This is a genomic window from Actinomadura physcomitrii (genome assembly GCF_008923205.2).
Lineage (GTDB): Bacteria > Actinomycetota > Actinomycetes > Streptosporangiales > Streptosporangiaceae > Spirillospora > Spirillospora physcomitrii.
Map to the genome: position 1 here is coordinate 21,785 of NZ_WBMS02000028.1, position 25,136 is coordinate 46,920.

Annotated in this window: 25 protein-coding genes and 1 pseudogene; 11 read left to right on the top strand and 15 right to left on the bottom strand. The window is 71.9% G+C overall.

The window, feature by feature from the left end; genetic code table 11:
* Positions 1 to 122 precede the first annotated feature (122 nt).
* The 4 genes from pstS to mshD form a co-directional block, all read right to left on the bottom strand.
* Positions 123 to 1,238, bottom strand: coding sequence for a phosphate ABC transporter substrate-binding protein PstS (gene pstS, locus F8568_RS29940; RefSeq protein WP_151597049.1), 1,116 nt, complete (start codon positions 1,236 to 1,238; stop codon positions 123 to 125).
* 333 nt (positions 1,239 to 1,571) lie between these two features.
* On the bottom strand, positions 1,572 to 2,162 hold the full coding sequence (locus F8568_RS29945) for a hypothetical protein (protein ID WP_151597050.1): 591 nt from the start codon (positions 2,160 to 2,162) through the stop codon (positions 1,572 to 1,574).
* Positions 2,159 to 2,350, bottom strand: a complete 192-nt coding sequence (locus tag F8568_RS29950) for a hypothetical protein (protein ID WP_151597051.1) — start codon at positions 2,348 to 2,350, stop codon at positions 2,159 to 2,161. The genes F8568_RS29945 and F8568_RS29950 overlap by 4 nt, the downstream gene beginning before the upstream one ends.
* Before the next feature lie 94 nt (positions 2,351 to 2,444).
* The gene (mshD, locus tag F8568_RS29955; RefSeq protein WP_151597052.1) at positions 2,445 to 3,257 is read right to left on the bottom strand and encodes a mycothiol synthase; all 813 of its coding nucleotides are present in this window, start codon (positions 3,255 to 3,257) and stop codon (positions 2,445 to 2,447) included.
* Positions 3,258 to 3,354: 97 nt separating this feature from the next.
* Here mshD and F8568_RS29960 point away from each other — a divergent pair, with 97 nt between their 5' ends.
* A complete protein-coding gene (locus F8568_RS29960) occupies positions 3,355 to 5,034 on the top strand; it encodes a bifunctional metallophosphatase/5'-nucleotidase (protein WP_151597053.1) in 1,680 nt (559 codons plus the stop codon).
* Between the two features lie 176 nt (positions 5,035 to 5,210).
* On the opposite strand, the gene F8568_RS29965 is transcribed toward F8568_RS29960, so the two are convergent.
* Both F8568_RS29965 and F8568_RS29970 read right to left on the bottom strand, forming a co-directional pair.
* Positions 5,211 to 6,371 (bottom strand): inorganic phosphate transporter, encoded by a 1,161-nt coding sequence (locus tag F8568_RS29965; protein ID WP_328601084.1) that lies wholly within the window; start codon positions 6,369 to 6,371, stop codon positions 5,211 to 5,213.
* A complete protein-coding gene (locus F8568_RS29970; protein ID WP_151597054.1) occupies positions 6,368 to 6,985 on the bottom strand; it encodes a DUF47 domain-containing protein in 618 nt (205 codons plus the stop codon). The genes F8568_RS29965 and F8568_RS29970 overlap by 4 nt, the downstream gene beginning before the upstream one ends.
* Before the next feature lie 216 nt (positions 6,986 to 7,201).
* Here F8568_RS29970 and F8568_RS48755 point away from each other — a divergent pair, with 216 nt between their 5' ends.
* Positions 7,202 to 7,405 (top strand): heavy-metal-associated domain-containing protein, encoded by a 204-nt coding sequence (locus tag F8568_RS48755; protein ID WP_328601085.1) that lies wholly within the window; start codon positions 7,202 to 7,204, stop codon positions 7,403 to 7,405.
* Positions 7,406 to 7,501: 96 nt separating this feature from the next.
* Here F8568_RS48755 and F8568_RS29980 read toward each other — a convergent pair whose 3' ends face one another.
* The 3 genes from F8568_RS29980 to F8568_RS29990 form a co-directional block, all read right to left on the bottom strand.
* Positions 7,502 to 7,687 carry a hypothetical protein gene (locus F8568_RS29980; RefSeq protein ID WP_151597056.1) on the bottom strand — a complete coding sequence of 62 codons (186 nt, stop codon included), beginning with the start codon at positions 7,685 to 7,687 and terminating at the stop codon, positions 7,502 to 7,504.
* A 191-nt stretch (positions 7,688 to 7,878) separates the two neighbouring features.
* Positions 7,879 to 11,988, bottom strand: a complete 4,110-nt coding sequence (locus F8568_RS50670) for a hypothetical protein (RefSeq protein ID WP_160573800.1) — start codon at positions 11,986 to 11,988, stop codon at positions 7,879 to 7,881.
* A gap of 136 nt (positions 11,989 to 12,124) precedes the next feature.
* Positions 12,125 to 12,646 carry a gamma carbonic anhydrase family protein gene (locus F8568_RS29990; RefSeq protein ID WP_151597057.1) on the bottom strand — a complete coding sequence of 174 codons (522 nt, stop codon included), beginning with the start codon at positions 12,644 to 12,646 and terminating at the stop codon, positions 12,125 to 12,127.
* Between the two features lie 298 nt (positions 12,647 to 12,944).
* Here F8568_RS29990 and F8568_RS29995 point away from each other — a divergent pair, with 298 nt between their 5' ends.
* The gene (locus F8568_RS29995) at positions 12,945 to 13,955 is read left to right on the top strand and encodes a DivIVA domain-containing protein (RefSeq protein ID WP_151597058.1); all 1,011 of its coding nucleotides are present in this window, start codon (positions 12,945 to 12,947) and stop codon (positions 13,953 to 13,955) included.
* Between the two features lie 118 nt (positions 13,956 to 14,073).
* On the top strand, positions 14,074 to 14,607 hold the full coding sequence (gene def, locus F8568_RS30000; protein ID WP_328601086.1) for a peptide deformylase: 534 nt from the start codon (positions 14,074 to 14,076) through the stop codon (positions 14,605 to 14,607).
* A 177-nt stretch (positions 14,608 to 14,784) separates the two neighbouring features.
* On the opposite strand, the gene F8568_RS30005 is transcribed toward def, so the two are convergent.
* The 3 genes and pseudogenes from F8568_RS30005 to F8568_RS51170 form a co-directional block, all read right to left on the bottom strand.
* Complete coding sequence (locus tag F8568_RS30005) at positions 14,785 to 16,386, bottom strand: sensor histidine kinase (protein WP_328601087.1); 1,602 nt, start codon at positions 16,384 to 16,386, stop codon at positions 14,785 to 14,787.
* A gap of 269 nt (positions 16,387 to 16,655) precedes the next feature.
* A complete protein-coding gene (locus tag F8568_RS48765; RefSeq protein ID WP_407924497.1) occupies positions 16,656 to 17,393 on the bottom strand; it encodes a response regulator transcription factor in 738 nt (245 codons plus the stop codon).
* Positions 17,394 to 17,684: 291 nt separating this feature from the next.
* Positions 17,685 to 18,131 (bottom strand): annotated as a pseudogene (locus F8568_RS51170) (TetR family transcriptional regulator); the annotation flags it as partial.
* Between F8568_RS51170 and F8568_RS30015 the strand changes: the two are divergent.
* A complete protein-coding gene (locus tag F8568_RS30015) occupies positions 18,130 to 19,287 on the top strand; it encodes a S1C family serine protease (protein WP_236009370.1) in 1,158 nt (385 codons plus the stop codon). The pseudogene F8568_RS51170 and the gene F8568_RS30015 sit on opposite strands and share 2 nt — an antisense overlap.
* Before the next feature lie 176 nt (positions 19,288 to 19,463).
* Here the strand turns inward: F8568_RS30015 and F8568_RS30020 are convergent, their stop codons facing one another.
* The gene (locus tag F8568_RS30020; protein ID WP_151597062.1) at positions 19,464 to 20,297 is read right to left on the bottom strand and encodes an oxygenase MpaB family protein; all 834 of its coding nucleotides are present in this window, start codon (positions 20,295 to 20,297) and stop codon (positions 19,464 to 19,466) included.
* A 95-nt stretch (positions 20,298 to 20,392) separates the two neighbouring features.
* Between F8568_RS30020 and arfB the strand changes: the two genes are divergently transcribed.
* The 3 genes from arfB to F8568_RS30035 all read left to right on the top strand — a co-directional run bounded on the left by arfB (position 20,393) and on the right by F8568_RS30035 (position 22,918).
* Complete coding sequence (gene arfB / locus F8568_RS30025; RefSeq protein WP_151597063.1) at positions 20,393 to 20,818, top strand: alternative ribosome rescue aminoacyl-tRNA hydrolase ArfB; 426 nt, start codon at positions 20,393 to 20,395, stop codon at positions 20,816 to 20,818.
* 261 nt (positions 20,819 to 21,079) lie between these two features.
* Complete coding sequence (locus F8568_RS30030) at positions 21,080 to 22,150, top strand: right-handed parallel beta-helix repeat-containing protein (RefSeq protein ID WP_151597064.1); 1,071 nt, start codon at positions 21,080 to 21,082, stop codon at positions 22,148 to 22,150.
* Between the two features lie 264 nt (positions 22,151 to 22,414).
* Positions 22,415 to 22,918, top strand: a complete 504-nt coding sequence (locus F8568_RS30035) for a Uma2 family endonuclease (RefSeq protein WP_202125527.1) — start codon at positions 22,415 to 22,417, stop codon at positions 22,916 to 22,918.
* On the opposite strand, the gene F8568_RS30040 is transcribed toward F8568_RS30035, so the two are convergent.
* Positions 22,919 to 23,245: a hypothetical protein gene (locus tag F8568_RS30040; protein ID WP_151597066.1), complete on the bottom strand. Its 327-nt coding sequence runs from the start codon at positions 23,243 to 23,245 to the stop codon at positions 22,919 to 22,921.
* Entirely contained in the window at positions 23,239 to 23,697 is a 459-nt protein-coding gene (locus F8568_RS30045) for an ATP-binding protein (protein WP_151597067.1), read from the bottom strand. Before F8568_RS30045 ends, F8568_RS30040 begins: the two co-directional genes overlap by 7 nt.
* A 99-nt stretch (positions 23,698 to 23,796) precedes the next feature.
* Between F8568_RS30045 and F8568_RS30050 the strand changes: the two genes are divergently transcribed.
* The 3 genes from F8568_RS30050 to F8568_RS30060 are packed head-to-tail and all read left to right on the top strand — an operon-like array spanning position 23,797 to position 25,055.
* On the top strand, positions 23,797 to 24,699 hold the full coding sequence (locus F8568_RS30050) for a helix-turn-helix domain-containing protein (protein WP_151597068.1): 903 nt from the start codon (positions 23,797 to 23,799) through the stop codon (positions 24,697 to 24,699).
* The gene (locus F8568_RS30055) at positions 24,624 to 24,815 is read left to right on the top strand and encodes a DUF397 domain-containing protein (RefSeq protein WP_151597069.1); all 192 of its coding nucleotides are present in this window, start codon (positions 24,624 to 24,626) and stop codon (positions 24,813 to 24,815) included. Before F8568_RS30050 ends, F8568_RS30055 begins: the two co-directional genes overlap by 76 nt.
* A 48-nt stretch (positions 24,816 to 24,863) precedes the next feature.
* A complete protein-coding gene (locus F8568_RS30060) occupies positions 24,864 to 25,055 on the top strand; it encodes a DUF397 domain-containing protein (protein WP_151597070.1) in 192 nt (63 codons plus the stop codon).
* Positions 25,056 to 25,136: the final 81 nt, after the last annotated feature.

Below are 25,136 nucleotides of genomic sequence, written 5' to 3' on the forward strand. Positions count from 1 at the left end.
GGTGTCGCTCGTCACGGTGTCTCCCTCCTCGCGGCCCGCGTCCGGGCCGCTGAGACGTGCGGCGGCCCCGCCGCCGGGGTCGCCGGCGGCGGGGCTGTGGCTGATGCCGGAGTCCTCGCCGGTCAGGACAGGGCCTTGACCGTCTCGCGCACCTTGGTGGCGATGTTGTCGGGCAGCGGGGCGTAGCCCTGCGCGGTCAGCGACTGCTGGCCCTCGGGGCTGGAGATGTAGGTCAGGAAGGACTTGACGAACGTGGCCTGCTCGGCCGGCAGCCCCTTCTCGCAGGCGATCTCGTAGGTGACCAGGACCAGCGGGTAGGCGCCCGCGACCTTGGTGTTGTAGTCCAGCTTCAGGGCGAGGTCGTTGCCGGTGCCGACGATCTGCGCGCCCTGGACGGCCTTGGAGGCGCTCTCCGGGCTGATCTCGGTGTACTCGCCGGCGCCGTTCTGCAGCTTCGCCGTCTGCAGGCTGTTGTTGCTGGCGAACGACAGCTCGACGTAGGAGATCGAGCCCTCGGTCTGCTTCAGCGCGGTGGAGATGCCGTCGGAGCCCTTCAGGCCCTGGCCGCCGGGGGCGACCCACTTCTTGCCGGGCTCGAACGACCACACGTCGGGCGCGGTCGCCTTCAGGTACTTGGTGAAGTTGTCGCTGGTGCCGGAGTCGTCCGAGCGGTGCAGCGTCTTGATCTCCGAGGACGGCAGCTTGGCGCCGCTGTTCTCCTTGGCGATCGCCGGGTCGTTCCACTTGGTGATCTTGCCGGCGAAGATGCCCGCCAGGGTCTTCGGCGAGAGCTGCAGGCCGTCGACGCCGTCGAGCTTGTAGACGACCGCGATCGGGCCGGGCACCATCGGCAGGTCGATGGCCTTGCCGGCCTTGCAGCGCGCGTCGGCGGGGCCGTGCTCCTCGGGCTTGAGCGCCGAGTCGGAGCCGGCGAAGGCGACCTGGCCGGAGGTGAACGCCTGGACGCCCGCGCCCGAGCCGCTCGGGTTGTAGTTGATGTTGGCGCCCGAGCACTTGCTGGTGTAGACCTTCGTCCACTCCTCGATCGCGTTCTTCTGCGCGCTCGACCCGGCCGCGTTGATCGCGCCCTTCGCGCAGTCGATGTTGGCGGCCGCGGCGCTGGTGCCGCCCGTCGCGTCGCCGCCGCCGTTGTTGTCGTCACTGCCGCAGGCGGACAGGGCCAGCGCCCCAGCGACGACCACACCGCCGAGGGCGGCGAGCCGAGAACCGTTCTTCACCGGGAGGTCTCCTCTTGGATTCGTCGGGCGGGTCCCCCGACCGCCGCACTGGCACGGTGTGACCAGGTGGTGGGGTCGCCGTCGAGTGCGACGGTAGGCAGGCGAGGTGACCGGACGCCCCGATCCAGGTGAACGGAGAATGAACGCGGTCGAGCTCTATTGCGAAGAATGTCCTGATTTGGCGTGGCCGCCGGGTTAACAGTGCTGCTCAGACATGCCAAAAGCCCGTACAGAGAAGGCCATGGGGGTTTGCCGGAGGGGCCGCCGGGAAGCGGTGCCTTTCAGGCGATATGGCGGATTCGTCCCTGCGGCGTGACGCTCCGTGGCCGATGGTCAGTCCGGATCGGCGGGCTCGTCCAGGCGGCGCTTGTAGTAGGCCCACGGCGAGTCGAAATCGGACGGCACGATGAGCTCCCAGCCCCGCTCCTCCAGGGCGCGGCGGCGCCGTCGCGACGGCCACCACAGCCGCCGGTGCTCCCATTTGTCCGGCGAGGCCTCGACCAGGTGGAACAGGTAGCCGTAGTCGACGGCATGCCAGCCGCGGCGCCCCTCCTTCTCCAGCGCCTCCATCTCGTTGAAGGCGTGCAGCGGCCGCAGCACCCTGCGGGTGGGACCGTCGTCCGGCACGGCGCCCTTCGCCGCGGCCGCGGCGGCGCCGAAGCGCTGCTGGGCGGCCTGGCGGCTGATGCCGAGCAGCCGCCCGACGACCTCCCAGCTGTGCCCGGCGGCGCGCGCGCCGGTGATCGACTGGCGCAGCAGCCTGCTCGCCTCCTCCGCCGCGACGGCCGACGCGGCGACCATCAGCAACGCGGCGTCCGGGTCGCCGCCGAGGCCCTCGCGGCCCTTCTCGTGCGCGGACAGGACGGCTTCCGCGACGGCCTCGCGGATCGCGTCCGACTGCTCACCGGTGAGGCTCGCGGTCACCGGCCGTCCTCGTCGCGGCCGCGCAGCGGCTCGAGCTCGTCGAGGCGGGCGGCGTCCTCGGACGGGCGCGGCCTCCGGGCCGCCGTCACGACGCCCGCGACGAAGACCGCGAACGCGGCGACGATGGAGGCCGCCCAGAGCGCGAGGCTGTCGTACACGGCCTGGAGGGCGAAGAGGATAGCGACCACCGGAAGGCAGACGGTACCGATCAGGGCTCGGACAGGAGGGGTCATGACGTCAAGGATTCCTTGACATCCCGGCCGCGTCAACGATTCATTGACATTATTCGTACATGACGTCGACCGCGTACCGGGTGAACCCGAGCGACTCGTACAGCCGGACGGCCGCCGTGTTCGACTCGTCCACGTAGAGCATGAACTGCCCGGCGCCGGTCTCCCGCAGATGGTGCAGCCCGGCGAGCGTGAGGGTGCGGCCCAGGCCGAGGCCCTGCGCGTCCGGGTCGACCCCGACCACGTACACCTCGCCGATGCCGCCGGGGTGCCTCTTCGTCCAGTGGAACCCCACCAGCTCGCCGCCGCGCTCGGCGAGGAAGAAGCCGGACGGGTCGAACCAGTCCTCCGCCTCGCGCTCCCGGACGTCCTCGATCGTCCAGGCGCCCTGCTCGGGATGGTCGGCGAACGCGCGGCCGTTCACCCGCAGCCACGCCTCCTCGTCACGCCCCGGCTCGAACGCGCGCAGCCGGACGCCCTCGGCGACCACCGGCTCCGGCAGCGGTCCCTCAGCAGGACGGCGCATCTGGAGCAGCGCGCGCACACGGGCCATCCCCTCGGACTCGGCGAGCCCCGCCGCGGCCGGCAGATCACCGTGCGCCCACACGCGCAGCGGCCCGCCCGCCTTCCCGCGCAGCGCCCGCAGCAGCGCGCGCCCATGCCCGCGCCGCCGGAACTCCGGATGGACGACCAGCTCACCGGCGGCCGCATCGAGATGCGCGTACCCGGCGACCGCCCCACCGTCGCGGACCACCAGGCCGCCCCGCCCGGCGCGCAACGCGAGCAGCGCGTGCTCCGACAACGGCGCCACACCGTCCGCGGCCGTGGCCCTTTCCACCAGCGCGCCCACTTCCCGCTCGTCCATGATCACACCCTAACCGGCGGTCACCCTGGTCAAGTTGTCACATAACCGTCATCACTCCGCCGATCGCCGGATGCCCGGCCTCTCTAGCGTCCAGCGCATGATCCGACGACGCACCCTCCTGGCCGGCGCGGCAGCGGTGGTCACGGCCCTGGGCCTGGCCGCGGCGCCCGCGTCCGCGCACCCCAAGCCCCCGGCGTCCGTGCGCCTGCTCGCACTGAACGACTTCCACGGCAACCTGGAGCCCCCCACCGGCAGCTCCGGCACCGCCATCGACGAGAACGGGAACTCCGTCCCCGCCGGCGGCGCCGCCTACATCGCCGCCCACCTCAAGCAGCTGCGCGACCGCGACACCCTGACGGTCGCGCAGGGCGACCTGATCGGCGCGTCGCCGCTGATCTCGGCGGCCTTCCACGACGAGCCGTCCATCCAGTTCATGAACGACATCGGGCTCACCGCCTCGGCCGTCGGCAACCACGAGTTCGACGAGGGCTACGAGGAGCTCCTCCGGATCCAGAACGGCGGCTGCCACCCCGTCGACGGGTGCTCCCCCGCCGGCAAGTGGAAGGGCGCCGACTTCGACTACCTCGCGGCGAACGTGCTGCTGGAGAAGAAGAACAAGCCGATCCTCGACCCCTGGACGATCCGCCGCGTCAACGGCGTCAAGGTCGGCTTCATCGGCGTCGTCACCAAGACCACCCCGACCATCGTCACCGCCGACGGCATCAAGGGCCTGCGGTTCGACGACGAGGTCGCCGCCGCGAACAAGGCCGCCAAGGAACTGAAGAAGCGCGGCGTCCACGCGATGGTGCTGCTCGTCCACGAGGGCGACAACGTCAACGCCGGCGAGAAGCCCGACGACTGCGGCGTCGTCCCCGGCGCCGGAACCCGCATCGCCCAGCAGGCCGACCCCGACATCGACGTCGTCCTCGCCGGCCACACCCACCAGCAGTACATCTGCACGGTGAAGGGCCCCGACGGCCGGCCGCGGCTCTACTCCTCCGGCTCCTCGTTCGGCCGGGTCATCACCCAGGTCGACTTCAAGGTCGACCAGCGCACCGACGACATCGTCCGGTCGTCGATGACGGCCGACAACCACGTCGTCACCCGCGACATCGCCCCGGACCCGGCCACGCAGAAGTTCGTGCAGACCTGGAAGGACCGGGTCAGCGTGATCGCCGACAAGCCCGTCGGCAAGATCACCGCCGACCTCACCCGCGCCCCGTCCGCCGCCGGCGAGACCGCGCTCGGCGACGTCATCGCCGACTCCCAGCTCGCCGCGATGAAGGACAAGGGCGCGCAGGTCGCGCTGATGAACCCCGGCGGCGTCCGGACCGACCTCACCTACAAGGCGAGCGGCTCCGAGGGCGACGGCGTCGTCACCTACGGCGAGGCGTTCGCCGTCCAGCCGTTCAGCAACGTGCTCGGCGTGACGTCGCTGACCGGCGCCCAGCTCGACGCCCTGCTCGAGCAGCAGTGGACGTCCGCGGGCGAGAAGATCCTGCAGCCGTCGGCGAACCTGCACTTCACCATCGACCGCTCCAAGCCCGTCGGTGACCGCGTCTCGAACATCACCGTCGACGGCACCGCCGTGGACCCGGCCGCGACCTACAAGGTCGCCGCCAACAACTTCCTGCTCGGCGGCGGCGACGGCTTCACCACGTTCACCCAGGGCAAGGACCAGGTCCTCGGCCCCATCGACCTGGACGGCTTCGTCACCTACCTAGGCGCCCAGGGCACGATCGCACCCCCCACCCTGACCCGAATCTCCGGAAACTGAGACCCGCCTGAACCCCCGAGCGAAAAACCCGGCTGAACACCCCAACGGAAGGCCCGGCTGAGAAAGGTACGGAGGGCCAGACCTAAGCCGGGGCACGGGCAGGCCCGCGGAGCGAGTGCAGCGAGCGCAGCGGGCCTGCCCGACGGGGGGTTCCAGGGGGTCGCCCCCCTGGGCAACTACGCCCAGAAGTGCACCAGCCAGTACACGACGGCGGCGACGATCGCGGCGGCGGGGAGGGTGAGGACCCACGCCATCACGATGTTGCCCGCCATGCCCCAGCGGACGGCGGACAGCCGCTTGGTGGCGCCCGCGCCCATGATCGCCGAGGTGATCGTGTGCGTGGTGGAGATTGGAGCGTGCCAGAAGTAGGCGGTGACGTACAGGACGATCGATGCGGTCGCTTCGGCGGCGAAGCCCTTCGGCGGGTCCACCTCGATCACCTTGCGGCCGAGCGTCCGCATGATCCGCCAGCCGCCCGCGTACGTGCCGAGCGACAGCGCGCCCGCGCACGACACGATCACCCACAGCGGCACCGAGTTCCCGCTCGCGTGCCCGGTGGTGACCAGCGCGAGGACGATGACGCCCATCGTCTTCTGCGCGTCCTGCAGGCCGTGGCCGAGGGCGAGTGACGCCGCCGACAGCGTCTGCGCGATGCGGAACCGGCGCACCACCCGGCTCGGCTGCGCCCGCCGGAAGAGCCACAGGATCGCCACCATCACCAGGTAGGCGAGGGCGAACCCGACGACCGGCGACACCACCATCGGCACGACGACCTTGTCGACCACGCTGTGCCAGTTCACGTAGGACGACGAGGCCAGCCCGGCGCCCACGACGCCGCCGATCAGCGCGTGCGAGGACGACGACGGCAGCCCGAAGTACCAGGTGATCAGGTTCCAGGTGATCGCGCCGAGCACGCCGGCGGCGATGACGGTGAGGCCGTGCAGTCCGGTCGGCGGGGTGATGACCTCGCTGATGGTCTTGGCGACCTCGACGCCGAGCAGCGCGCCCAGCATGTTCATCAGCGCGGCCATGCCGAGCGCCACCCGCGGCGTCAGCGCCCGCGTGGACACCGCCGTCGCGATGGCGTTGGCGGCGTCGTGGAAGCCGTTGGTGTAGTCGAAGACCAGCGACACCACGATGACCAGCACGAGCACGGCCATCTGCGCGTCGGACCGCAGCCCGAGCGCGCCCGCGATCATCACCAGGACGATCCCTGCGAGCAGCAGCAGCCAGGCCCGTCCGCTCACCCGGCGCGTCGCCTGCTCGCCGATGGTGGGCGCGGCGTCCGCCGCGGGGTCCCGGACGAGCGTCGTGCCCGGGTCCTCGCCTGCGCTCATGATTCCTTGACCGCGATGGTCTCGACCGTGTTCGCGACGTGCTCGAACGCGTCCGCGGCCTCTTCGAGGCAGTCGATGACCTGCTTGAGCTTCAGCACGTCCAGGGTGTCGTAGTCGCCGCCGAACAGCTGCGCCAGCAGCTTGCGGTACACCTGGTCGCCCTGGTTCTCGAGCCGGTTGATCTCGATCCAGTACTCGCTGAGCTCCTTCATGGACCGCAGCCGGGGCATGGCCTCCGCGGTGAGCTCGGCGGCCCGCTCCAGCACCTCCACCATGTGCACGATGCCCTTCGGAAACTCGTCGATCTTGTAGAGGACGACGAGGTCGGCTGCCTCCTCCATCTCGTCCATCACGTCGTCGATCGTCGAGGCCAGCCGGTAGATGTCCTCGCGGTCGAACGGGGTGATGAAGGTTTCGTTCAGCCGTCGCATGATCGCGTGAGTGCATTCGTCGCCCGCGTGCTCGCAGGCGCGCATCTTCTCCGCGATCGCTGCCCGGTCGGCGCCGTCGCTGATGAGCTCCACGAGCAGCCTGGCGCCGGTGACCAGGTTGTTCGCCGAGTCGGCGAACATGTCGTAGAAGCTGTCCTCACGCGGCGTGAGACGCAAGCGCACGTCGTTCTCCTGAAGTGCCGGAACAGTCCGCAGAGGATCGTAGGCGCTACCGGCCGTAAAAAGAACCTTTGCCCCAGCTTCGGCCGGTGTCCGCCATCCTCTCACCTACAAGATTGCCCTAGATCACCAGGTACATACCCCTGCGGTCACGCCGATCGGGGCGCTGCGCATAGGCTCGGGGCCGAACCATCGACCGCACGGAGAGTGACGACGAACGTGAGTGAGATTCGTTACAGCGTCCCGGCGATCAGCTGCGGGCACTGCGTGAACGCGATCAGCGGGGAGGTCCGGCAGGTGCCCGGCGTGCGCGAGGTGGCGGTGGACGTGGACACCAAGGTCGTCACCGTCCGTGGCAATGGTCTGGACGACGCGGCGCTGCGCGCGGCGATCGACGAGGCCGGTTACGATGTCGCGGGCTGACCTGCTTTTTCCGGATCCCGCACCCGCGCGGCCGGCCCGCCGGAAACGGGACCGGGGACGTCCGTCGCGGACGCCCCCGGGCGGATCGGGCCTCGGCTAATCCTGCGGCGTCAGCTCGCGACGACCGGCCTCGCCGGAACGCACCCCGAGCACCATGTCGATTTCCGCGATGGTGAGCGGCCGATCCGCCGCCGCCACCGCACTGAGCATCTCGGCATAGAGTTCGATCTCGTCCAACGCAACGCGGTCGTGGACGCGCAGATCGAGGTTCTGCTGGCGCACCGCGTCCACCTCCGTTCGTTCCCCACACCCAAGTCGAGGCTACGCGTCCCGCCCCGACGGGCACATGACCCAAGAGGGCCATTCGAGGGCCACCCGCACCCGTGGTCTTCCCGGGTCAGGCGGGCATGATGCGCCCGATCACCGGGAAGGGGACCGCTGAGAAGGCGGTCAAGGGCTCCTGTCGGACGCCGTCAGCCGCCCCGGTGGAAGTCGCCGAGCATCTGCTCCAGCGCCGTCTCCGGCAGGTCGCGGGCGGTGAGCCGGGCCACCGTCGCCGCGTTGACGTCCGCGCCCGCGAGGCGCGCCGCCTGCCGCGCGACCGTCTGCTCGAACAGCGCCCGGACCGTCCTGGCGTAGGCGAACGACGGGTCCTGGCGCAGCCGCTCGAACCGGGTGAGCAGCTCGACGCGCAGCTCCTCGTCCAGCATGTACAGGTCGCGCTCGGCGTACTTCTGGAACAGCTGGACCATCTCCCGGTCGCTGATCCCCTGGAACTCCACGACCCGCCCGAACTCGGCGCGGAACGCGGGATCGCCCGCGAGGAACCCCTCCATCTCCGCCGCCGGACTCGAGCAGACCACCACGAACCGCCCGCCGCGCTCGCGCATGCCGCGCAGCAGCTCGCGCACCACCGCCGGGCTCCGGTCCAGCAGGTACGCCTCCTGGATCAGCAGCACGCCGCCGAGCGCCTGCTCGATCATGCCGGCGACCCGGCTCTCGGTGTCCGGCTGGTCGCGGCCCGCCAGATGCACCGGACGGCACGCCACCACATGCCCCGACTCCAGCAGGCCGAGCGCGGCGTAGATCCCGCCGACGAGCCCCGCCACCGTCGTCTTGCCCGTCCCGGGCGGCCCCGTGAACACCAGATGGTGCGAGTCGCGGTCCGCCACGCCGTACCGGACCCGGTCCGCCGCCTGCTCCGCCTCGTCCGCCAGCTCCCGGACGACCGCCTTCACCTCGTCCAGCCCCGTCAGCCCGTCCAGCTGCCGCAGGTAGCCGTCGATGTCGCCGGGCGGGCGCAGCGCCGGCTCGATGCCCTCCGCGACGCCGTGCAGGTCGTCCGGCGTCAGGACCAGCCGGTCGTGCGACGCCCCCGCCCGCGCCATGTTCCGCTGGCTCGCCTGGTCCAGATACGCCTCGACGAGCCGCGCGTTCACCAGGTCGCCCGGCCCGCGGAGCCGCTCGAGGTCCTCCTTCGCGACCTCCAGCGCCGCCGCCCCGATCGTCACGCGCCGCTCGTCCGCGAGCAGGTGCAGCAGCGTCATCCGGTTGTCCAGCCCGCTGAAATCGGGCAGCCGGTACACCCGGAACGCCTGCACCAGCCTCGGATGCTCGCGCAGCAGCCGCTTGTACGCGCGCGGCTCGCACGTCGCGATCAGCGGCGTCGTGTTCACCGGGTCCCGGCGCGCCCGGCGCACCGCGCCGGTGACCGCCACCGGGTCCTGCGCGGCGCCGATCGCCACGTCCAGCCGCTCGAACAGGATCGCCGGGCCCGGCTGCCGCAGGATCCGCTCCACCGCGTCCACCGGCGCGTCCCGGACGTCGTCGGCGTCGTGCGCGCGGATCGCCCCGTCGCCGAGGCCCGCGTCCGCCAGCGTCAACGCGATCAGCCGCGCCAACCTCCGCTGCCCGGTGTGCGGGCCGCCGACCAGCAGCACCCCCGGCACGCCCGCCGGCGCCGACCCCGGACGGCCGTCCACCCGGGTCGCCTCGGCGCCCTCCCCGGCCGGTGCGTTCCACTCCTCGACCTGCGCGCGCAGCTCGTCCAGCAGCTCGCCCGCGTCGTGCTCGCCGGACACGAACCCGATCCCGAACCGCTCCAGCGTCCGGCGCCGGCCGAGGTCCTGCGGCGGCGGGATCTCGTGGACGGGCCGCTCCGGCGACGGCGTGTCGTCCAGGAAGTCGAAGTCGCCGACCATGGTCTCGGACATGACCCGCGTCCCGGGGCCGGGCGGCGCGGCCTGCGCGGGGCCGTCCTCCATGTCCTCCGGACCCAGGATCCGCGTCCCGGGCGCCTGCGCGTTGCTCGGGGCCGGCGGCACCGGCGCCCCTCCCCCGCCCTCCACGCGCGTCGCGTAGACGTCGCCGGCCGGCCCCGCATCGTCCTCGGCCCGCGTCGCATAGGGATCGAACGGCTCCGCCGGAGCCCCCTGCGGACTCGGCGCCCCCTGCACGCCAGGCACACCCTGCACGCCCTGCGGGCCATCGGGACCCTGCGGGCTCTGCGGGCTCTGCATCGCCGGGGCCACGCCGGCGCCGGGGGGCAGTCCCTGGGCTGGAGGCCCGGCACCCGGCCGCTGGTAGCCGAGCTGCGTGTACGGCGGCACGATCGGTTCGTCGGCCTTGTCCTCGTCCGGTGAGAACCCGCCGAGCGGCTGCTCGCCGCGGTCGGGCGACGTGGACTCCTGGTCCGCGAAAGCCGGCGGCCCCGCCTGCGCGGCGCCCGGATATGGCGCGCCGGCCGGCGGCCCGCCGGCGTACGGAGGCTGCTCCGGCCCGCCCGGATACCCGGGGGCGGGCTGCCCGGACGGCGCGGCGCCCGGCATCCCGAAAGCCGCCCGCCCCTGATCGTGATCGCTCGGCACGGGCTTGGGCGCGGACTGCTGGAAACCGAGCTCGGTGTACGGCGGCGCCGCGCTGCCCCCGCCGTCCTCCTCGGGGGGCGAGAAGCCTCTGCCCATCGCCGGGTCCGGCGAGGCGAACCCCGCCGCGGCCCCGGGCTGCCCCCGCCCCGCCGGGCCGGGCGCGTTCTCCCAGCCCGGCTGGGCCGGCGGCTGGACGAACGGCTGCGCGGGCCCCTGCGGCTCCGCCGGCTGCGGCGGCGCGCCCGGCGCCACCCCCGGCTGGCTCTGCATGCCGAACGGCGGCGAGGGCGACGGCGACGGGCTCGGCGGCGGTGTCTGGGTCTGCGCGGCCGCCGTCGCGCGCGCACGGCCGCGCCCGATGATCCCCGCGATGATCGCGGTCGGCACCGGGAAGCCGCGCGGCCGCGCCGGCATCCCGCCGAGCCGGCACCATGCGAGGTCCAGTTCGTACATCGCCGCGAGCAGCGTCTCCGCGCCCTCGCCGGAGCCCGCCGCCCGCAGCGGGTCGGGCAGCCGCAGGTCCGCGGGCCACAGCCGGCGCAGCGGATGCCCCTTCTGCTCAGCGACGGCCTGCACCGTGTACCGGATCTCCGGGTCCAGCCACGGGACGATCGAGCCCGCCACGTCCTTGCGGACCACGTCCAGGTCGGCGGCCAGCAGCGCCGCGGCGACCATCCGCGGCTCGGTGTACGCGGGGTCCGACGGGTCGCCCGGCAGGTCGGCGATGGCCTCGCTCAGCGTGTAGAACGCGTGCCGGAAGTTGTCGCCCGGCGAGCTCTCGTTCCGCAGCGCCGGCACCAGGTGCGGCGGGCACCGGGTCAGCCACTGCTGGACGATCGCCTGGTCCCCGTACGGGAGCGCGCCGTAGTCGACCGTCGGGTTGCTCAGTGTCGTCCCGAGAATGGCCAGCAGCGCGTCCGCCCGGTTCTGGAACCGGACGTCGTCGCGCAGCGCGCTCGCGACCGCCCACATCGTCCGCAGGACGACGACCGCCGCGTCCACGCGGCTGGCCCGCAGCCGCTCGGAGTACAGCCCGACCAGCGTCTCCAGCGCGGGCGGGGTCAGCCAGCGCGGGCCGTCCACGTCCGGCAGCGGCCTGGCCCGGTACGGCTTCCACAGGTCGAGCATCTGCGCGTCCAGCCGCGCGTCGAACGCCGGCGCCGCCGCGCACCACATCATCACGCCCCACGCGACCGCCACGGTGGACGGCGTCTCCTGCGTGAACTGCGACCACCAGTGCGGGTACTCCGGCGCGGACAGCGCCGCCGCGGACTCCACGGTCGCGCGGACCCGCGACGTCAGCTCGGTCGCGAACCCGTGCCCGACGAACGGCAGCGACGCGGGCGGATCGTAGGAGAAGTCGGGCCCGGCCGGGATCACGTGCGGCGGCAGCTGCGGGACCTGCACCCCGCCCTGCTGCGCGGGCCGCGCCGCCATCCGCACGGCGGGCGTCCGCGGCGGCGGGCACAGGTACCACTGCCCGTCCGACGGGTGCAGCCGGTACCACCGGGCCCACGCCCCGAACAGCCACCACGTCCCGTCGGGCAGGACGAGCATGCGCCCGGCGATGGCGTGATGGCGCTGCTGAGGAGGCGCCGACGGCCACCATTGGGCGGCCACCATCGCCCTCGTGTCGCGCTCGGCCTCCGCGAACGGATCCTGCCCCATCCGGGGGCTGGGCGGCGGAGCACTGCCATAGCCCGGTCCCCACACCACGTGGGTCATGGTAGTCAGCCCGGACGCCCCAGAACTCCCCCGAAGGCCTCCCCCCGAGATCCCCCCAGCTCAACCCCACCCAAACCGAGCGCGGGTGCGTCGGCGCGCGGCGCTGGGGCGCCCAGGGTCGGGGGCTTCAGCGCCAGGTGGCGTCGCGGTGGCGTTCGGCCTTCTGCATGTAGACGTCGGGGGTGTGCGCGAGGACCAGGCGGTCGCCGTCGTTCAGCTCACGGACGATCTTGCCCGGCGTGCCCGCGACCAGGACGCCCGAGGGGATCTGCTTGCCGGGCGGCACCAGGGCGCCGGCCGCGATGAGCGTGCCCGCGCCGATCCGGGCGCCGTTCAGCACGATGGCGCCGATGCCGATGAGCGAACCGGTCTCGACGTGCGCGCCGTGCACCATGGCCTTGTGCCCGAGGCTGACCCGGTCCTCGAGGACGGCGGGCATGCCCGGGTCCGCGTGCAGGCAGCTGAGGTCCTGGATGTTGCACTCGTCGCCGACGACGATCTCCTCGTCGTCGCCGCGCAGCACCGAGCCGTACCAGACGCTGGACGCCCGGCCGAGCGTCACGCGTCCGACGACCACCGCTCCGGGCGCCACCCACGCCTCGGCGTGGATCTTCGGCTCTTCCTCGCCCAGCGACCCCACATAGCTCATGCGCCCGATGCTAGGCCGTCCCCTCGCCCTCGCCGCACGGGCGGGGTGGGGTGGGTTCGCGGGTTGTTGGGCGACACGGCGGCGCAGGTGGAGGTGTTTTTTCAGGATATTCGGTAGTTTGTCGCCTCCAGAGAGATGACGAAACGGCAGCGAGAAGGGCGTTCCGGTTGCGCGAGCGGGGCCGAGCGCACGAGAGTCGATGCTGACGTTTCAGCTGTGGGCCCGCTGACCGGCGGGTGAGGATTCGCAAACCGACCCTGACGGGGTGATACCCCCGCCAACGACCCCCCAAGGCATCATGAGCAACGAAGCCGAAATCCTGCCGAACCTCCTTCAAGACGAGTCCTTCGAGATCGTCATGCGCGGCTACAACCGCCGCCAGGTCGACGACTACATCGCCCGCGCCCAGCAGAAGCACCGCGAGCTCGAGGCCCGTCTCGCGCGCGCCCAGGACGACGCCGAGCGCGTCCGCCGGGAGATGGCGGAGGTGCGCGAGGCCCGCAAGCCCACCGGCGACGACCTGAGCGACCGGTTGCGCCAGATCATCAACCTCGCCGAGGACGAGGCCCAGGACAAGGTCGCCGAGGCCGAGGCCAAGGGCGCCGAGATCCGCAAGGACGCCGAGCAGGAGTCCAAGCGCATCATCGACGAGGCCCGCGCGCACGCCGACAAGAACCTCTCCCAGGCGCAGGAGAAGGCCGACACCATGCTGGCCGCCGCCAAGAAGGAGTCCGACAGCGTGCTGTCGGCCGCCAAGCAGGAGGCGGAGCAGACGGTGACCAGCGCGCGGCTGGAGGCCGAGCGCACCCTCACCGCGTCCGAGCGCCGCGCCAGCGTGATCAATGAGGGCGCCACCCAGCGGCTCACCGCGCTGACCAAGAACCACACGCAGGCGCTGCAGCGGCTCACCGAGATCAGCGAGACCCTGCACCGGCTGCTGACCGCCGAGAACGAGGCGGGGCCGCTGGAGAAGATGGTCGAGGACGCCGTCCGGCAGTCGCCGCCGCGCAAGCAGCCGGCCCCGGCCCAGCCCGTCGCCGCGCAGCCCGGCCCGTCCGCCGCGACCGGCCCCAAGGCGGCCCCGGCCAAGCCCGCCCCGGCCAAGCCGGTCGCCGCGCCCTCGCCCGCACCCGCGTCGGCGCCGGCGATGCGGAAGCCGGAGCCGGACGGCCCGGCCACCGGCACCGGCCCGCAGGTCCCGCCGCAGGCGAAGGCGCCGCGCCCGGTGGAGGGCACCGAGGGCGGCCCGTCCGGCGGGCACGCCCCGATCGTTCCCCCGGCCCCGCGCGGGCCCGCCGACCCGAGCTGATCCCCAGCCCCGGCGGAGACGTCACACGCCCCGCGAACGGTGCGTCCGGCCCATGCCGGGCGCACCGTTCGCGTTCGCGGAAAAGGCGGAGCGGACATCGCGGCATAGGATCACCCGGGTGAGCAAGAGGACCACTACGCGCAACGGAACCGCCCGCCCGATCCGGCTTCTCGGAGACCCGGTGCTGCGCACCGAGTGCGACCCCGTACGGACGTTCGACACGGCCCTGGAGAAGCTGGTCGACGACATGTTCGTCACGATGTACGAGCAGGACGGCGCCGGAGTGGCCGCGAACCAGGTCGGCTCCGGTCTGCGGCTGTTCGTGTACGACTGCGAGGACGACCGCGGGCGCCGGCACGTCGGCCACGCCGTCAACCCGGTTCTCGTGGCCGCCGACGGTGAGCTGCTGGTCGAGTCCGAAGGGTGCCTGTCGCTGCCGGGCATGCGGTTCGAGACGCCGCGCCACGCGCATGCGGTCGTGGAGGGCGTGGACGCCAAGAACCGGCCCGTCCGCGTGGAGGGCACCGGGTACTTCGCCCGCTGCCTGCAGCACGAGTGCGGTCATCTCGACGGCAAGGTGTACATCGATGTGCTGTCCGGCGAGGTGCGGCGCGAGGCGATGCGGGCGATCCGGGATCTGCAGCGCCCGTGAGCAAGACGGCACCGGTGCGGTGCGGCCTCCCTGCGGCGAGGGTGCCGAGCCGCGCGGGCGCCGCCACCATGGATACCGCCATGGATTCCCCCTGACCTCTCGTCCGAGCCGTTGAGGCCATGCTCCGGCACCCGGCCGCAACACAGAAGTAGAACGTCGTTCTGTGGATAACCCGGCTCAGTCGGCGTCCAGCGGGAGGAGCACGCGGAACGTCGCGCCCTCCCCCGGCGCGGAGTCGACCTCGACCGACCCCTCGTGCGCGGCGACGAGCGCGGCGACGATGGCGAGGCCGAGGCCCGTCCCGGTGCGGCCGTTCTCCCGCGAGCGGGACGCGTCGGCCCGGTAGAACCGCTCGAAGACCCGTTCGGCCTGGTCAGGCGAGAGGCCGGGGCCCTCGTCGGCCACTTCCAGCGCCGCCGCGGGCGCACCGCGCAGGGTGCCCGGCGCGAGGCGCACCTCCACCGGCGTGCCCGCCGGCGTGTGCGCCACCGCATTCGTGAGCAGGTTTCCGAGGACCTGGCGCAGGCGCGGCTCGTCCCCGCGCACCTGGTAGGCCAGCCCGCCCTCGACCGACAGTTCGATCCGGCGGTCCGGCGCGACGACCCGTGCCTCCTGCACCGAGTCGGCGGCGACCGCGAGCAGGTCGACAGGGCGCCGCTCGATGGGCCGCTGCCGGTCGAGCCGGGCGAGCAGCAGCAGGTCCTCGACGAGCAGGCCCATCCGGCCGGCGGTCTCCTCGATGCGGCCGATCATCCGGCCGATCTCCTCAGGGGTGCGGGCGGCGCCCTGCCGGTAGAACTCCGCGAAGCCGCGGATGGCGGTCAGCGGAGTGCGCAACTCGTGGCTCGCGTCGGCGACGAAGCGGCGCATCCGCTCCTCGGAGCGGCGGGCCGTCTCCTCCGAGCGCCGCGCCGCCGCCTCCGACTCCGCGCGCGCCCCGAACGCGGCCTCGATCTGCGCGAGCATCGCGTTCAGGGACCGTCCGAGACGTCCCATCTCGGTGCGCGGATCGGCCTCCGGGACGCGCCGGGACAGGTCGCCCGCCGCGATCGCGCCGGCGGTCTCCTCCACCTCGGCGAGCGGCCGCAGGCTCGCCCGCACCACCCACACCCCGAGGACGACCAGCACCGCGAGCACCAGCAGCCCGACGATCACGTCGATGGCGACGAGCCGGTTCACGGTCCGCTGGATCTCCGCCATGCTGACGGCGATGAGGACGGTGGCGCCGGTGCCCGGGATCGGCTCGGCCAGCACCCGCCATTTCGCGCTCGACCCGCCCGTCCCGGACACGGTGAACGGCCGGTCGATCCGGCCGGAGAGGTCGCTCGGGAACTTCGGGTAGCCGCGCTCGCCCACCGCGAGGTTCTGCCCGAGCAGGCGGCCGTTGGCGGCGCGGATCTGCGCGTACATCTCGCTGGGCACCCGGACGTTGATGTCGTAGTGGCCCTGGACCTGCTCGGTCACCTGGATCATCACGCGCCCGACCGAGGAGCGCAGCTGGTCGTCGGCGCGCCCGACGAGGTACTGCCGCAGCACGGAGGCGCCGGCCGCGCTCATCACCGTCATCCCGAGGGTGACCAGGACGAGCATGCCGGCGATCAGCTTCATCTGGAGCGGCGACCGCGCCCACAGCCCCCGGATCCACGAGCTCCACCGCGACCGCCGGGGCCCGTCGCCGCCGGCCCCGCCCGCGGCGTACGCGCCGTACGGCGTTCCGGCGGCATGCGCACCGGCCATGCCGCCGCCCGCCGGGTACGCGCCGCCGAGCGTTTCCCGCACCGCTTCGTCAGCGTTCGCAGACCCGCCGCCGGGCATCGCTCCAGCGAACCGACGAGCACCGGGTGCCCGTCCCGCAGCCATGCCGCCGGACGGCTCGCCCGCGACCGGCCGATCGCCCGGTGCCGGAGGCTGCGCTCCGTTCGCCGGGCCCGCGGAGTGCGCGCCTTCCGCGGGCCCGCTGCCGGACGTCGCGCCGGCGACCGGCTGGTCACCGGGGGACGAGCCCACCGGTCGTGCGCCGGGGACGGGGCCGGGGACGCGGGGTTCCATCAGGCCGGAGGCTCTCGCAGGACGTAGCCGACGCCCCGCAGCGTGTGGATGAGGCGCGGTTCGGCGTTGTCGACCTTGCGGCGCAGCGCGGACACGTAGGACTCGACGATGCCCGCGTCGCCACGGAAGTCGTAGTTCCACACGTGGTCGAGGATCTGGGCCTTGGACAGGACGCGCCCGGCGTTCGCCATGAAGTAGCGGAGCAGCTTGAACTCGGTCGGCGAGAGCTGGACGGCCTTGCCGCCACGCCAGACCTCGTGGCTGTCCTCGTCGAGTTCGACGTCGGCGAACACCATCCGGGGCGGGGGTTCGGCGACGCCGCCGCGGAAGCGGCGCAGCACGGCGCGGATGCGGGCGATGACCTCCTCCAGGCTGAACGGCTTGGTGACGTAGTCGTCGCCGCCGATCGTCAGGCCCTTGATGCGGTCCTGGACCGCGTCGCGCGCGGTGAGGAACAGCACGGGGGTGTGGTCGCCGCCGGACCGCAGCCGCCGCGCGACGTCGAACCCGTCGATGTCGGGCAGCATGACGTCGAGGACGATCAGGTCGGGCCGGTGCCGGCGCGCGGACTGGACGGCGTCGGCGCCGTTGGTCGCGGTGAGCACCTCGAAGCCGGTGAAGCGCAGGCTGCCGGCCAGCAACTCCAGGATGTTCGGCTCGTCCTCGACGACGAGCAGCGTCGCCTCGGGTGCCCGCACGCCTGCGTTCGCGGCCGCGTTCGCCGTCCGTTCAACCACTGACACGCTCTCCCTCCAGGGTCGCCTTCGAGGTTCCCACCCGAACCTGAATGTCCCCTGAAGGTGAGCCGAGCATTCCCTCATCCGCGGGCCCGGGCCTCGGCCTCCGCCTCGACGGCGCGGATGAGCATGTCGAGTTCGGTGGCGAACACCTCGGCGGTGGTGATCTCGCGGAGGTGGGGCGCGGCGGCGCTCAGCCGGGGCAGTCCTTCGCGGTCTTCCGCGCGCGCCGAGGCCGGCCGGGACGATGTCGTGCGCCGCGATCGCGTCCATGACGAGCGCGACGAGTTCGTCCTTGCCGGAGACGTGCCGGTAGAGGGCCATGCGGGAGACGCCGAGGTCGGCGGCGAGGGCGCGGATGGTGAGGGCGTCGAGGCCGTCCCGGCGGGTGATCTCGAGATGCCGGCCGGAGCCGTCGTCACGCCGTCGCCGCGGCGATCCCGCGCGGTGAGGCCGCACCGGATCCTCGGGAAGCGCAGGGGGTGGATTCAGGGAACGTTCAGGTACGTGCGCTTGAGTAGTCGGCACAGGGCGCGCCCCGGTCCGGACAGGGACCGGGTCCCCGCGCCCTGGCCATTCCTCCCCGCCACCGCGGCCGAGAGGGCGACACGCCGCACGCCCTCTCGGCCGCGGTTTTTTGACGCCGGCCTTATCCAGCACACTTTCAGGTCGGATCCAGGTGGGTTCCAGACCCTCGGCGCAGATTCGTATGCGACGGCGAGACGAGGGAGTGCACATGGACGCCGGCAGGCCCGAGGAGCCACAGCAGCACGGTTGGGATCGGCACGTCGCGGGGTCCGAGCGGCACGGGGCACCCGAGCAGCCCGCAGCGGCGGGACACGCCGGAGCAGCCGAGCAGCCCGTTCTCACCCCGCCCGGACGGCAGCACGCGCAGCCGCAGGCAGACGCGCACGGGCAGCGGCCGCACGGGGCGTGGCAGGAGCCCGAAGGCTGGCCCGCGATGCCCGCGGCAGGAGCGGGCACCGGAGCAGGCGCAGGCGCGGCGGGACCGCCGCACTGGGGCATGCCGCCCACCGAGGCGGCCGAGCCGTTCCGCCGGGGCCCGATGTGGACGGCCCGGCAGAAGATCGCGGCACTCGTCGCGGGGGCCGCGCTGGCGGTCGGCGCGGGCGGTGCGGGCGCGGCCATGGCGGTGGCGTTCACCGACCACGGCACCGTCTACTCCAGCCCGGTCGCGGTGTCCGGCGCGTCGAGCAAGGCGAGCACGACCGCGCAGGTCGCGGCCGCCGTGCAGCCGAGCGTCGTGTCGATCACGAGCCGGTCGCAGATGAGCGAGAGCGAGGGGTCCGGGGTGATCCTGCGCTCGGACGGCGTGATCATGACGAACGCGCACGTCGTGTCCGACGGCGGGCAGCTGTCGGTGAAGTTCAGCGATGGCAGGACGGCGAACGCGACGCTGCTCGGCGCCGACACCGCGAACGACATCGCGGTGATCAAGGCCCAGGGCGTGTCCGGGCTGAAGCCCGCGACGCTCGGCGACAGCGGCAGGCTCGCGGTCGGCGACTCGGTCCTCGCGGTCGGGAACCCGCTCGGGCTGAGCGGGTCGGTGACGTCCGGCATCGTCAGCGCGCTCGGGCGCCAGGTCCAGGAGGGCGACTCCGGCGGCGGCGAGCAGGGCCTGCCGCCGGGCCTGCAGGGACGGCTGTCCCAGCAGCAGCAGGCCGTCATCGAGAACGCGATCCAGACCGACGCGGCGATCAACCCCGGCAACTCGGGCGGCGCGCTGGTGAACAGCGCCGGCCAGGTGATCGGGATCAACACCGCGATCGCCACGTCCGGCAGCAGCTCGGGCAACATCGGGGTCGGCTTCGCGATCCCGATCGACCAGGCGAAGAAGTCCGCCGACAAGATCATCGAGAGCGCGTCGGCCTAGGGGCTCACCGGGGAGCGCCGTCCCGTCCATGCTCTGGGGGGAGCGGGCGGGCGGGCGGCGGCCCCGGTGTGCGGGGCCGTTCCCAGACCGGGCCGGGTACTGGGGGCGGCTCCGGCATGGGAGAGCGGCCGCGTGACCTACCTGTGGGTCACGCGGCCGTTGCCATGGTCGGAACGTCAGCTGGACGGAATGCGGAGCGTCGGACGGCGACCGGCCGTCACCTTCGCCAGCATCTTCCGCGTCGAGCGGAGGTAGTACTCGCGGGGCAGCGTCCGGACGCGCACCGGCAGCCGCGGATACACCGCCGACAGCGTCCCCATCAGCAGCCGGAACCGCAGCTCGCGCGCCCGGGTCCACTTCCAGCCGTACTGCTCGCGGATCGGCGCCGGCATCAGGCCGGCGGTGATCAGCCGGATCGCCGCCAGCCCAGGCGCGTTCAGCGGGCCGCCCGGCAGCCGCGGATTGAGCACCTGGTCCGCGATCGCCCGGGACGCGTCGCTGATCTTCAGGCTGCTGAGCATGCCGGCGTAGTACACGCGGAAGTCCCGGTACGTCGCGGGCAGCCGCCCTTCCGGGCAGCCCAGGATCGTCGCGTAGACCTTGGTCTGGCCGTAGAACTCCGCTAGCTCGTCCTCGGTGAACGTCCGGCGGAACAGCAGCTGGTAGAACTGCGCGGCGACGGCGAAGAGCGTGGCCGCGACCCACACCTGCAGCTCCGGGTCGTTCGCCCGGTACCCGGGGCCGGTGACCTGGTCGTGCCCCCGGGTGACGAGGGCGCTGAAGGTCTCCGCCTCCTCCCGCGTCCCGAACTGCACCGCGTAGAGCCAGCCCATGGTGTTGCGCAGCCGCCGCAGCGGGTCCTCGGCGGTGTAGCTGTGGTCGTACACGCCCTGCGCGACCTGCGGGTGCGCGGTCTGCAGCAGCGACGCGGCGCCGCCCGCCGCGATGAGCGCGCCCTCCCGGGTGATGTGGCGGATGAGGTCGCCGTCGCGGAACAGTCCTTCGGTCATGGCGATCAGTGTAAGTAAGCACTTGCAGGACGCGCGCCCCGGGGTGGCGGAAAACCGGACGACATGATCGTTCCCGGCCGGGGATAATCGGGGGCATGCCCGACGACATCCACGTCCGCGGCTCGGTCTCCATCCCGGAGTCCGAGCTCGGCTGGCGTTTCTCCCGCTCCTCGGGACCCGGCGGGCAGCACGTCAACACCAGCGCGACGGCCGCCGAGCTGTCCTTCGACGTCGCCGCGTCCCCATCCCTGCCCGAGCCGCTCAAGGCGCGCGCGCTGGAGCGGCTGTCGGGACGGCTCGTCCGGGGCGTCCTGACGATCCGCGCCGAGGAGTACCGCTCCCAGATGCGCAACCGCGAGGCCGCCCGGGCGCGGCTCGGCGCGCTGCTGGCCGAGGCCACGGCCCCGCCGCCGAAGAAGCGCATCCCCAAGGAGGTGCCGCGCGGCATCAACGAGCGGCGCTTGGAGAACAAGAAGCGCCGCTCCGACATCAAGCGCCAGCGCTCCCGCCGCTGGGACTGAGCACCCCACTTCGTGGCGAATTGCCAGAAATAAGCCATTCGGCCGCAATGCCGGGGCGGCATTCGCGCCGATCGGCCACGGAAACCCGGCAACTGCGAAAGCGACGGCAAATTCGGCTGATCACGCGCGGATCCGCCGATGTTTGCTTCTCCGGACTGACGGAATGACCTGCGCGGTTCCCTCGGCGAGCGCCGCGGGGCCGTGCCGCGGACGCACGCACGCCCGCGGACAGCAGATCACCCAGAAACGGAGCAAAATAGAATGAGATGGACCATCGCGGGCCCGGCCGGCGTCGTCGCCGCACTGACCGGACTCGCCCCCTTCGCACTCGCGGGACAGGCGTCGGCGCAGGACGGCGCCTCCGGGCACGGGCACCGCACTCACGTCGTGCGTCCGGGACACTCGATCCAGGCGGCCGTCGACCGGGCCCGGCCCGGCGACACCATCCGGCTCCTCCGCGGCACCTACTACGGGAGCGTCCTGGTCAAAAAGCGCCTCACCATCCGCGGCGCCGGCGACAAGACCGTCCTGCGGCCCGGACGCACCGACCACTGCGCCGCCGCCCAGGCGCCCGGCACCGGCATCTGCGTCATCGGCCGGCCCGGCCATCCCGTCAAAGGCGTCACGATCAAGTGCCTGACGGTGAAGAAATTCAAGAAGAACGGCATCTTCGGCAACTTCACCGACCGCCTCACCGTCGAGCACGTCCTGGCCGCCGACAACGGCGAATACGGCATCTCGGAATTCAATTCGACCCGCGGCCGGTTCGCCCACGACTGGGCCGTGCGGAACGGCGACGAAGCCGGCTTCTACGTCGGGGACATCGCCAACGCGCACGGCACGGTCGTCACCGCCAACCACGCCACCGGAAACGCCATCGGCCTGCTCGTCCGGCACGCCCGCAACGTCAAGGCGTGGGACAACGAACTCGTCGGCAACTGCACCGGCGTCGCCCTCGTCGACGACAGCCAGAAGGGCGGCCAGGGCAACACCAAGATCTGGAAGAACAACATCTCGAAGAACAACCGGCAGTGCGCCCCGCACGAGGAGGTCCCGGCGCTCGGCGGCACCGGCGTGCTGTTCTTCGGCGGCGACCACAACGTCGTCCAGAAGAACGTGGTGAAGGACAACCGGGGGAAGCTGCCCTACTCAGGTGGCATCGTGCTGTTCCCCGGAACACCGCCGCTGAACCGGCCCGCCCGCGACAACCTCGTCCAGTTCAACGTCGTCCGCGGCAACGCGCCGTTCGACCTGGTCGACAACAGCGGCAGCAAGACCAACCGGTTCCGCCACAACCACTGCCGCACCTCCAACCCGGCCGGCCTCTGCTGACCTGACCACCGCACCGGGAGACCGCGCGGGCGCCTCCAGCTCCCACGCGGTCTCCCCTCACACCCGCTTGTTCCGCGTGCTCCACCACGAGTGCTCTAGGCTGGGGTGGGACTCTTCCAGACACGTCACGACCGAGAATCCGCCGATGGGGCGAAGTGACCGTGCCTCACCGGTGCCGCCGAGCGCGAAGGACGGAGCATGAGGGCATACGACCTGCTGCGCCCGACCGCAATCGCGATCATGGAACGTTTGGACGCTTATGGCGTGGAGCTGGACGACCAAGGGGTGCACGTCATGATGAGCCCGGTCAACCGGCACGAGCTGGCGATCGCGCGTCTGAGGCGGCAACTGGAAGCTCAGCTCGGCCCGGACATGCTGGCCCATGGCGGCACACCCGAAATCGACGATCCGGCAACGGGCCGGCTGCGCAGGCCGGACCTCGTCGTCGTCCCCGAGGCCGCACTCGAACGCCCCGGCCGGACGTATCTGCGGCCGGAGGACGTGGAACTGGTCGCCGAGGTGGTGTCCGTCCCCAACCCGGAGAACGACTACGAGAACAAGGCGGCCGACTACCCGGCCATGGGCATCCCGACCTACCTCATCATCGATCCGCGCAAGTCGACGGTGACGGTGCTCAGCGATCCGGGCTCCACGCCCGAGGGCCCGCGCTACCGCAGGCGCCACGATCATGTGTTCGGAGACCAGGTCGAGGCCGGCGGATACACCATCGACAGCGGTGCCTTCCTCCCTTACGAGGACGAGTCGTGATCACCATGTCCCTGGGAACATCCGCCGCTTGAGACGGCCCGCGACCGCCTCGGCCGCCGCGTCCACGTCCGAGCACGGAGCCAGGACCTCCCCTCGTCCACGCTGCGCCTCGCCGTACACCCACCCACCGCCGCGAACGGCGCGGGCGCGGACCGCGAGCCCGACGTCCCGCACGTACACCCAGAGCAGAGGCACCGGCAGCGGGAACTCTTCGCGCCGGTACAGGCGGACGAACCGCCACCCGTCCGGTTCGAGCGCCACCGCGAGAGCCTCCAGGTGCCGCACCGCCGTCTCCGACCGCCGCCGCGTGCGCGTCCCGGTCAGCACGCGCCCACCGCCTTGAGCGCGGCGCAGACCCACTTGCCGCGCGGACGCGTCTCCTCCACCCACGACCGGACGGCCAGCGCGTCGACGATCGACAGCCCCCACCCGCCGTTGTCGTCGAAGTTCTCCTCCCGCAGATCGAGCGTCTCCAGGGAGAGTTCGACGCGACGCGGAGCCGGCCGCGCCGCGCACCCGTCCCACACTCCGAGGACGACCTCCCCGGCACCGAGCCCGACATGCACCTTGATCGTCTCGAGTCGCTCGGACGCCCGCAGCGCGTTCGCCACGAGTTCCCCCGTGATCGAAAGCGCATCGGGCACCATTTCCGGCATTTCCCATCCGATCAGCGCATGAGCAACCTGATCCCGCGCCAGCCCGGCAACCGCCAATGAGACCGGAAATGCCCGAGTAATCCGAGTTTGCCGTTCCGTCACTTCCATCACCACCACCTCCACCGAAATTTTCCTGTGAACCGAGTCACAGATTCCTCCGACACGGGACCGATGTCGCACGTACGCCGCGTTCTGAGAACATCTCGGAACAGGGGGAAGCTCATGGCTCGCAAGCGATCACCCGAAGAACTCCCCAAGCCGCAGACCAACCTGCGGGACTTCACCGCCTACTACATGCGCTTCCAACGCACTCAGCGAGGACTATCCGGTGAGGCGCTCGGCCGGGTCATCGGCGCAGGCAAGTCCCAGGTGTCCCGAATCGAAACGGGAATCGACCGTCTGGACGCGAAGCAGGCGGCCCTGCTGGACAAGGCATGGAATACCGGGCGGCTTTTCTCCTTGCTCGTCTGGTATGCCGCGGTCGGCCACGACCCCGCGTGGTTCGCCCAGTACGTGGAACTCGAACAACGCTCCGATATGCTGAGGCTCTACGAAGCCAATGTCATTCCGGGGATCTTCCAAACGCCGGAGTACGCCGATGCGCTACTGCGATCAGGCATCGAAGCCGACCCGGACCGACTCCTCGCCGACCGTCTCGAACGGCAGAATCTGCTGCTTCGGACACCTCCACCGCATGTCACGGTGATCCTTTCCCAGAACGCCCTCGACTGGCCCATCGGCACGGCCGAGATCATGCGCGCGCAACTCGCTCGCCTCCTGGAGGAGGCTGAACGCGTCAACGTCGTCGTCCGAGTGATTCCGCGTTCGTGGGCGACCGGAGCCCACGCCGGTCTCGACGGCTCCTTCCATCTCATGAGCGGCGATGACTTCGGAGAGGTCGCCTACACCGAGTCCCCCGGCGCCGGACGCTTGGTGGCATCCCCGGCGGACGTGAGATCGTATGGCGTACGGTACGAGCGGATCAGCGCGATGGCGCTCGACGAAGGGGCGTCCTTCCAGATGATCCAGAGAATCATGGAGGAAACGCGATGTCCCTCCCAGCATGGCGAAAGTCGAGCCGCAGCGGAACACAGCAGGGTGCCTGCGTCGAGGTCAGCCAGCTGACCAGCGGCGTCGGCGTCCGGGACAGCAAGAACCCGCAGCTCGGCCACCTCACCCTCGCCCCCGGCACGTTCGCCGACCTCATCGCGCGCGCCAAGCGCAACGAACTCGACCTCTAACCCCGCCCCCACGTTCGAGATGATCCAGAAGATCATGGAGGACATGCGATGACCGTCCCCCTGTGGAGGAAGTCCAGCCACAGCGGTCCCGAGCAGGGGGACTGCGTCGAAGTCGCCGACGTGGCCTCCGGCGTCGGCGTCCGGGACAGCAAGAACCCGCAGCTCGGCCACCTCACCCTCACCCCCGCTACGTTCGCCGACCTCATCGCGCGCGCCAAGCGCAACGAACTCGACCTCTAACCCCCACCTCCCTTCGTTGAGTTGTGGGGGGGGGGGGGGGGGTGGGGGGGGGGGGGCCCCCCCCCCCCCCCCCGAGACACC